This is a genomic window from Streptomyces sp. NPDC025273 (assembly GCF_040638585.1).
Classification (GTDB): domain Bacteria; phylum Actinomycetota; class Actinomycetes; order Streptomycetales; family Streptomycetaceae; genus Streptomyces; species Streptomyces cinereorectus.
On the sequence record NZ_JBEZYP010000007.1, the window covers coordinates 210,602 to 219,251 of the forward strand.

Sequence of the window (8,650 nt, forward strand, 5' to 3'; positions counted from 1 at the left end):
GTCGGAGACGGCGGCAACGGCACCGACGCCGCGTCCTGCACCGACAACAACGACGCATCCTCCACAACCACATCCGCCGACGACGAGAGACCCAGCCCGGTGCCGTCGGTCTGCGCCCTCTCCTCCGGCGCGGTCTGCGTCGTTGCCGGACCGGTTGCCGGCGTGCGCGGGACCAGCGGGACGAAGTCGCCGCCGCGGCGGCGGAGCCGGATGTGCGGGCCGCTCTCACCGGCGGGGCCGGGGTAGGTGTGGGCGGTGCCGTTCTCCTCGATCAGGGTGACGGTGGTGCCGGTCGCGGCCGCGGCCCACTCGGCGACCGCCCGGTCGGCCCCGGGGCCCCAGGGGGCCTCGGCGAGGTGGCTGCGCAGATGCTCTTCCAGGGCGTCCGCGCTCGGCGCGGGAGACCCGCCGGACGCTGCGAGGGGCGGGGGCGCGAACAGCGAGTTCCGCTCTGCCGGGTCGCCCGGGAGGCCGTTCAGCTCCATCAGCCGGGCGGGCGACGCCTGGGCGTAGTTGCGCAGCCGTGCCACCTCGGAGCCCAACGGCCCGGGCTGCTCGGCGGCTTGGGTCAGGGCGGTGGAGAGCGCGCCGAAGAAGCCGTTGCCGCGTCCGGTGGGGGTGTCCTGGGTGTAGGTGGCGCCGTCGGGTGCGGTGAGGACACCGTCGCGGTCGAGGCGGTAGCGCGGGCCGCTGCTTTCGGCGGGCGGCAGCCAGGGCGCGGTGGTGTGGCTGCGGTGCGCGGGAGGTTTCGCCGGCTGCTCGTTCGTGGTGTGCCCGGTGTCCGTGCCGGAGGTCCCGGCGGTCGGCGGAGCCGGCAGCGCGGCCGTGACCGGGGCGGGGGCGCCCGGCGGGAGGGCGGCGTGGAAGAAGCCGTCGGCGGAGAACAGCACCGGGTCGGCGGCCGGGTCGACGGCGGCCGGGTCGACGCCGTGCGGGAGGAACAGTTGGTCGCGGCCCTCACCGGTCACCACGGTCAGCGGGGTGCCGAGGACCCGAGCGGCGAGTGCGGGCAGTAGGTCGGCGCCGCCGTGGTCGCCGGCGCGGCGCTCGGGCGGGGCCGGTTCGCCGTCCGGGTGGTCCGTGCCCTCCTGCCGCGGCTCGCTCGCGAACGGGCGGGACAGGGCCGCGGTGGCCAGCGCCACCCGTTCTGCGGAATTCGGCCAGAAGGTTTGCGGGAGACGGCCGAAGGCGTCGAATTCGGCCTGCTGCGCGGGAGTCAGCTTCACCTGGGCGGAGTCGAGTTCGTCCTGGGTGAAGGTGTCCGCGACATCCAGGGCGAGGGAGTCGAGCAGGTCCTCGTTGCCGTCCTCGCCCAGCGCCCAGGCGAGGCGGTCGCGAGCGGCGCCGATGGCCTCGGCGGTGACCTCCGGGTCGCCGGGGGCTCCCTCGAACCGGCCGGCGAGGTCGGTACCGAGCAGGTGGGGCAGGCGACCGCGGTCCTGGGCCGCGGCGAGCAGCGCGTGGAAGAACGAGGCTCCGTCGTGCGGCATCTCGTGCACCTCACGCACCGTGGTGCCGTCCGGCGAGGTGAGGGTGCGGGGGGCGGAGTCGGTTCCGTCGGTGATCCCGTACGGCTCCGGCGCCTCGGAGCGCCATGCCGGCTCGGTGTACTCCTGCGGCCGGTCCGGTACGGGGACCGAGGCCGAACCCTGGTGGTGGGCGGTGAGGCGGGAGGCGGCGAGGTTCAGCCGGTGATGGTCCGCGGCGGCGGCGTCGAGGCGCTCCTGCCAGCGGCGGACCTCATCGCGGGCGGCCTGCCAGGCGTCGACGGCCTGTGACTGGCCCACGCCGTCGAGCGCGGCCTGTTCCTCGGCGCTCAGGTCGAGCCACGTCTCCCGGGCCCGTGCCCGGGCGTCGTAGTAGCCCTTCTCGGCGGTGGCGAGGTCGCCCGCCGCCTTGGCCAGGTCGTCCCAGGCGGCGCGGACCTCCTCGGGGAACGTGGTGTCGTCCAGGAGGCCGTAGTCGCGGGCGATGTCCTCACGCAGCCAGACCAGGGCGGTGGTCTCGGCCTCGGCGGCGCGCGGGCCGCGCTTGGCCTTGCCGAGCGCGTGCAGCACGCGGTTGTCGGTCATCCGGTGGTCCACCTCGGCCACCGACAGCCAGCTCACCGGCAGTGCGAAGAGCATGCTGCGGTCGGTGAGGACCTTGAGGTGGGTGCCGAGAGTGGTGTCCGCGGTGCCCTTGAGCGCGGTGCCGTCGGTCGCTCCGCCGATCGGGACCGCGGCACCAGGGTTGACGACGCCGAACTTGGTGGTGTCGAACAGCGGGGCGGTGCCCACCGCGCCCTCCATGCTGTCGGTGGTACCGGCCTCCAGCGCGTCGGAGGTCTTCTGCCGCTGCATCGCCTCCATGCGCGGCTTGTTCTCCACGGCGAGCAGCTGGGCGCCGCGGCGGTGCATCTTCGCGTAGAGGCGGGAGTCGGCGGTGTGGGACTGGCCGAAGAGGCGGGCGGAGGCCTGGGCGGGCAGCGGCGAGCCGCCGGCGCCGAGCGCCTCGCGGAAGCCGGAGGTCAGGCCCGTCTGCGCGGTGGCCTCCTGCTGGGCCTGGGCCGCGACGGTGCCAAGGCCGGTGAGCGGGGTGAGACGGGCCTTGCGCACCCGTTCGTCGAGGATGTCGCCGGTGTGCCGCTTGCCGAGGTCGCCGTCCCCGACGCCGTCGGCACGCGCGGTGGCGAGGGTCAGGGCGTCCTGCACGTTGGCCGCACCGCGGATGTCCACCGCGAGGATGCCGGATCCGATCCGGTCGTCGAAGGGCAGGACGTCCGGGTCGGCGCCGCCGTCGGCGGCGGAGGTGCGCCAGGCAGAGATGCCCTCCGGGCGTGCCTGGGCGGCGGTCAGCAACCGCACGGCGCGCTCCGGTTCCGGCATGTCCCGCTCGGTGAGCGCACCGTCGGCACCGTCGCCGGCCGGGGTGAGCAGGCCGGCCGGAAGGATCTCGTTGAGGGTGCCGACCGGGGCGACGGCCCGCGGGGAGAGCCGCTCGCCGGTCGCGTCCGTCATGGTGACGGTCAGGGTGTAGCTGGTGACGATCTCGGCGTGCGCCTGGGTGGTGGCGATGTTCGGCATCGAGGTGCTGCCGGCGGCCACGGTCCGGACGCTCGACCGCTGCTGGCCCGCGGTGCCCTGGACGGAAGGGTTGGCGAGGAGGGGGCCACTGCTTGTCGCACGCTCGGCGGCGCTGAGGGTCACGTCTCCGCCGCGGTCCTGCGAGGTGCCGTCGGCCTCGTCGCGTGCGATGTTGCGGTAGTCCTCCAGTTCGTAGCCGGTGCGCAGCCTGGCCACCGTGGTGGTGACCGGGGTCAGCTTGAACCGGATCTGTCCGGAGCTGCCGCCCACCGGCAGGTGGTGCGGGCTGGTCCAGGCGCGGTAGCGGACCGGCAGGGTCATCCCGTCGGTCGTCAGCTCGTGCAGGTTGGCGCGGAGGAAGTCCGGGGAGAGGCGCTGGAGGACCTGCTCCCGGTCGTGCGAGGGCACGCCGATCTTCTCCAGCTTCCCCATCAGCTCCCGCGCCGCGTGACTGGCGTCGAGCTGACCACTGGGGTGTGTGGGGAAGCGGCGTCGGCGCAGGAAGGCGGGCACCTGGTAGCCGCCGCCGAGGTTGCGCGGCGTGGTGGTGCCCAGGCCGTCCGGGGCGAGCCCGGCCTCGATGGCGTCCTGCATCGGCAGGTGGAACATCACCGCGTCCTGGATGCGCTGGAGTGCGGCGGCGGCCCCTCGGGGAGCGAGGCCGCGAGCGAGGCGCGCGGACATCCGCCCGGCCGCCGAGCTGATGCCGGCTCCGGCGCGGGTGCCCACCGCACCCATCATGGCCGTCCAGCGGTCCCGGACCGCGATGGTCTCGGCGGCGTCGGCGACCACCAGGTACATCCGCCCGGCGAAGGTGAGGGTGGTGGTGCGTCCCGGGGTGAGGGTGTTCGAGACGCCGCTGCCCTTGCCCCAGGCGTACTGGAGGGCGGTCGCGTAGGTGCCGACGACCGGCTGGTGGCCCTCGATCTGCTGGAGCGGCATGTAGCCGCCCTGGACGCCGAGGGTGACGCGTGAGGCCTTGGTCGTGTTGCCCATGATGCGGTGCTCGTTGCCGATGGTGGCCTCGAAGCTGGCCGGCTTGGGGTCGCTCTTGACCCGTAGGTTGTGCAGCTCGCCGCGGACCGCGGCCCTCAGGTAGTGGGTGCGGAACGGGCCGGCGCCGTTCAGCCCGGTGACGCGGGAGCCGAACGGGCCGAGGTACTGGCCGAGTTGCCCGGCCACGCTCAGGTTCGCCATCGCCCGGCGCAAGGCGGTGCGCACCGGGGCACCGGGCGCGCTGACGTGCCAGGAGGTGCCGGAGGCGCGGTCGGCGGTGTCCTGCATCAGCTGTTGGCGCTGCGGCCCGCCCTCGGCGCTGAGCACCACGTGCGGGGCGCTCAGCAGCCGCCGGACGAGCTGCTGGTCGTCCGAGACCGCCGTGGGCAGCGGGCGGGTGCCGTCGAGGAGCTGGTCCGCCTCGAGGGCGGAGAGGCGCTGCGGCGCGGGCGTGGGAGCGGGCGCGGGTGCCGTGCCGTCGGCGGGGGCGTAGCGGTCGGAGCCGTGCGCGGACGGCACGGCCAGCTCCACCCGCCCCACGGTCTCGCTGCCCCGGCTGAACAGCGGACGCTCGTGGACCTTGCTGACGAAGAAGCCCGTGCCCAGCACGCCCACCGAGAGGAGCCGGGCCCAGCCACGCGGGCGGTGGTGACCCTCGAAGGAAGCGCCCAGTTCCACCTGGTAGCTGTAGAGGTCTGCGCCGTTCTGGAACGTCAGCTGGTCGTGGGCGACAGCGACCGTGCTCCGGGTGGCCTTCTGCGTCGTCCTCGCATAGCGGGCGCCGAGAGCCACGTTGCCGGTCCGGCGCGGCAGCTTGGCCTCGGTCACCTTCTCGGCGTCACGCGGTGAGACCCCCACCTCCAGCCCGCCGGAAAGGGTCGTGGCCGCCTGCTGCCCCTGGCCGGAGACCTCGGTGCCGATCACCGCGTTGCGCAGCGAGCGTTCGCTCAGGGTGGTCTCGAACCGCCGGTCGGTGAGCCGCGCCCGGAGGGTCAGGATGTGGTGGCCGCGAGTCACCCTGCCGTCCTCGGTGAGGGCGACCGGGACACCGGTGGTGGTCAGGTCGTCCAGGCTCTGGGCCAGAGTGGGCCGGTTCAGCGCCTCGCGCACCTGACGGTCGTTGTGCAGCGCGGTCCGAAGCCGCCCGTCGCCGTACCAGAACCTGGCGAGCCGCGGGTGCCGCACCATGAGCGGCGGGACGAACAGCGACGGGTACGAACGGTGCAGGGTGTCCAGGACGCTGTCGGCGAAGGCCCGCATGGGGTCCTGGGGGGCGGGCTGCCCGTCCGCGGGCTGCCCGTCCTGGTTCTGCTCGGCAGGAGGCTGCTGGTCCGTGTCCTGAGCCGCGGTCGGAGCCTGGGTGTCCGGCTGCGTCGTGCTCTGCGGCGACGACTCCTGGCTCCCGGACAGGCTCTGCGGGTCCTGGTCCTGCACGGGGTCCTGGACCTGGACCTGCTCCAGCACCGGGTCCTGGACCTGCTCCTGTTGCTGGTCCTGGTCCTGCACCTGGACCTGCTGCTGGTCCAGGTCCAGGTCGGATACCGGTCCCAACGGGCGGTCCGGGCGGAAACCCTCGGCGCGGACCTGGCCGCTCAGGTGCACCGGGTCCTCCTGGGTGAGGTACCACGGCACCGGCGGCTGGGCGTCGGGGTTCGGGCCGCCCGTCTGGCCGGGCATACGGCTGTCCCAGCCCGCGAGCCGCCGCGCGTCATGGGTGGAGATCCAGTCCAGGCTCACGACGCGGACCGGGTGGGCCGCGGACGACGGCTCGCCGGCCTTGCGCACCATCAGGGTGCGTTCCACCCGGTAGAGCGCGAGCGGATGGTTGCGGACACGACCGGTGGTCTTGCGGGCCGCATCGCTCCCGAGGTAATGGCCCCGCCCCGCGCTGAAGTCCGCGCGGACCATCGGGCCGCCCTGAAGGCGTACGTTCGTCTCCCCGCCCTCGAACATGTGGTTCGGCCCGGCGGTGACCTGAATGCCGAAACGGGTGTCGCGGACGTGGCCGCGCTGGTTCTGGTACGAGGTCTGGGTGAGGTCGCGCAGCTCCGCCTTGACCGACTCGGTGACCAGGGTGGCCCGGTGCGGAACCGACCGCTCCACGACCAGGTGGCCCAGCGGGTGCTGACCGCTGCCACGGGTCAGCTCAGGTCCGCTCACCGGCCCGGCGAACCGCCCGAACAGGCCGAGCAGCCGCCCGGGCCGGACATAGGAGACCAGCGTGCGGTGCGCCGAACTGCCGGGCCGCGCACCGGAGATGGCAAGCGCCACGTCCTCCGGCGGGTCCACCAGGTGCAGGCCGGTGGTGTCGGCGACCCGTGGTTCGATCCCGTCCGGGAAGGTGAGGGTCTCCGGCGCCCGCCGTGGCCCCTTGAACGGCACGGTGAGGTCGTCGGGCAGCCGCCAGGCCAGCCCGTCCCGCATCGCGAACTCCGCGGTGTGCACCGGGCTGCGCTGCCAGCGCGGGCCCTGCGCGGGCGGGTCGGGCAGGCCGGTCGTCTTCTGGTCGCTCCGGCTGGGCGTCTCGGTGACGCGCTCCACCCGCACCCGGTAGTGGACGTCGTCCAGGTGCAGGTGCGAACCGTCCACGGCCCGGTATTCGGACTGGTTGTACGCCTGGGTGCCCAGGGTGTAGTCGGTCCTGCGGGTCCAGCCCAGTGAGACGCCGACCTTCAGCATCCAGCTGAGCGGCGGGCCCATGCTCACCGCACCGGCGATCCGGCGCCCGAAACCGACGCTGCGTCCGCCGCCCGTGCCGGCCTGGCCGCGCCGCATGGTGTCCAGCCGGACGGTACCGCCGTTCACATCGGCGAAACGCTCCCAGCGGTGGTACGGGACGGCCTCGACCGTCATCTCGTGGCCGACCCCGGACTTCTCCCGGCCCACGAAACGGGCGCCGCGCGGGGCGGTGAAGGCGCCGGGCTGCTCGGTCAGCAGGCGCAGCAGCTCCGCCTCGTCGAACTGGGCGCGAAGCTTCTTCGGCAGCTTGCCGAGGATCTCCTGGGCCACCTGCTCGGGCGAGCGCAGAGTGATGGTCCCGAGGCCGGTGAGGAGCCCGGTCGGCGGGGACTGCGGGGTCCCTTCCGGGCGAGCGCCCGGGCTCCCGTCGTGCGGATCGGCGTCCGGACTGATCAGGACGGTGGGCAGCCGGCTGCCGTCCTCGAAGGTCACAGTGCGCGGTGCCGGGCCCGGCGGCGGCGCGTCCTCGCCGGTCAGCAGCCGCGTCGGGCGGTACCGGTCGAGCTGGGTCTCCAGCGGTACGGGGTCGCCGGGGTCAGGGGTCTCGGAGCCGGGACTGCCGAGGTCGGTGATCCCGCCCATGCTGCGCAGCCACTCCCCGAAGGGGTCGGAGCCGTCCGGGTCCTGGGTGGCCGGATCCGAAGTGGAAGCGGGGTCCGAGGTGGAGGCCAGGTCCGACGTAGACGCGGGGTCCGAAGTGGAGGCCGGATCCGAGATGGAGGCCAGGTCCGACGTGGAAGCGGGGTCCGACGTGGAAGCGGGGTCCGAGGTGGAGGCCGGATCCCGCGTACCGGCCGGGGCTGGACGAGAGGTGAGCGGGGCCGAGGCCGGGACCAGGGCGTCGTAGTGGTCGGTGCCGTTGTAGGCGAGGTGCACGGTGCCGCCGTGGCCGCCCTCGTGGAGCACGGTGACGAGGGCGTTCCCCGGTGAGTCCGGACGGGTCTGGACGAGCCGCAGGTCGAGGTCGAGGGCCATCGCCAGCGCCTGCGGGAGCGGGTCGGCGAAGGGGGAGGCCCACAGCTCGGGGAACTCGGCGGCCGCGGCGATCAGTTCTGCCGTGCCGAGTTGCCGCGCGACCGCGGGGGTGGCCGCCACGTCGGCGAGGTGCGGGTAGCCGCTGTCCCGCAGGATCCGCCGCCACTGCGCGGGGTCGCCCTCGGTGACGACCGCCTGTTCGATCCCGTCCCAGCGCTGGGCGATCAGGTCCAGAGCGTCCGGATCCTGCACCCCGGCGACGGCGCGCCTCCGCAGGTCGTCGACCACGGCGGAAACGGGGTCGGGGATCAGAGCGGCCGCATTGGCGGCCAGGACGGAGCCGGGGATGTGGTCGCGCAGCAGGCTGCGCACCCCCGCGATGTTCCGCGCGGCCCACGCAGGCGGAATCTCCTGGCTGCGCGCGCTGTCGAGCAGCGCTCGGAAGAGGCAGTTCCCGCCGCCCGGGGTGATCAGCCGGCGGAAGGCCATGCCGTCCGCGTGCACGGTGTTCCCCGGGCCGCCCTCCCGCGAGGCCGGCGTGTCGGGAGACAGGCCGGGCGGCGGCGTGAGCGGGTTGGTCCAGGTGAGTTCGGCGTGGTCGGCGCCGGGACGGAACCGCAGCAACGGCTCCCCGGCAGGACCCTGATGCGACCCGACGATCTTGTCGAAGATGGACTTGTCGAAAGCCGTCGGCGGATTCCAGAACATGTGCGCGCCGTGCATCACGGCGATGTCCTTCGCCCGCATCTCCTCGATCAGCGCGTCATGCGCCGGATGCTCGATCCGCGTACCACCCGGCGTCGAGACGTCGAACAGATCATGATCACCGGTGATCGGACGCTGCCCACCGTCCTCACCCACCCCGAAGACCACAC

1 pseudogene is annotated in these 8,650 nt (G+C 73.9%); it reads right to left on the minus strand.

Annotated features, from left to right (window positions below):
• Positions 1-8,650 (minus strand): annotated as a pseudogene (locus AB0F38_RS14790) (hypothetical protein); the annotation flags it as partial.